The organism is Paenibacillus sp. P4_A7 (assembly GCF_056402455.1).
In genome coordinates this window covers 1-892 of record NZ_JBFUHJ010000849.1, presented here as the reverse complement: position 1 = coordinate 892, position 892 = coordinate 1, and the positions used below count along the sequence as shown (strand labels likewise).

At 34.7% G+C, this 892-nt stretch carries 2 protein-coding genes; both read left to right on the top strand.

The genetic code is table 11. From position 1 onward, the window contains the following. A partial coding sequence (locus AC1DWN_RS34455; RefSeq protein WP_477563298.1) for an NADAR family protein occupies nucleotides 1-572 on the top strand: 572 nt, incomplete at its 5' end. 75 nt (nucleotides 573-647) lie between these two features. Continuing rightward, nucleotides 648-892, top strand: a 245-nt coding sequence (locus AC1DWN_RS34450) for a hypothetical protein (RefSeq protein ID WP_477563297.1), incomplete at its 3' end; no start/stop codon positions are given.

The window sequence follows — 892 nt, the reverse complement described above, 5'->3', positions numbered from 1 at the left end:
GGCTACGTGAAAAAGTCAATAATGGTGAAAAATTAGAATATTTATTCTTTTGGGGACACCAACCGAGTAATAACGGTCGTATTACAATCTCTTGCTTAAGTCAGTGGTGGAAAGAAGAATTCGAAGTTGAGATCAATAGTTATTGCTGTATGGAGCAATTTATGATGGCAGAAAAAGCAATGATTTTTGATGATAAAGAAATGCTCGAGAGGATTTTGAAAAGCGATAATCCGAAAGAAATCAAGGAGTTAGGCAGGAAAGTAAACAACTTTAATGAGGCTATATGGACGAAGAAACGATATTCCACTGTTTTAAACGGCAACTATGCCAAGTTTCTACAGAACCCAATACTTATGCAATTTCTATTACAAACAGAGGACAAAATATTAGTAGAAGCCAGTCCATATGATCAGATATGGGRTATTGGCATGTCTTCTGATGATAAGGCAGTTAATAACCCTTTTGAATGGAAGGGTCAAAACTTGTTAGGCTTTGCCTTAATGGAAGTGCGAGATGAACTCAAGCGGATATGTAAAAATTACAATGAGCTAAGCTTAAACAAACTACACTAAGACTTTGATTAATATGTATATCAATTTGGTTTACTAAGATATTACGATTTTATGCATTATAGGAGGTCATCTTGCTTGGACAAAATCAAGTTAGTAATAAAAAAAGACGACGAAGCAGAGTTTGTTGATATTTACATAAATGAGAAACGATTAGTTGAAATACTCAGGGAAATTGAACTGGAATATGATGCTAAAATAGCAGGAGAATATAGAGGGCTTCCACAAAGTGTAGTGTTTTTCCCATCTAGACATTTCCTTGACGAACCAGACAAATGGTATCTCTATGATGAGAAAGTCTCTATATTAGAATGTGTTTGTGG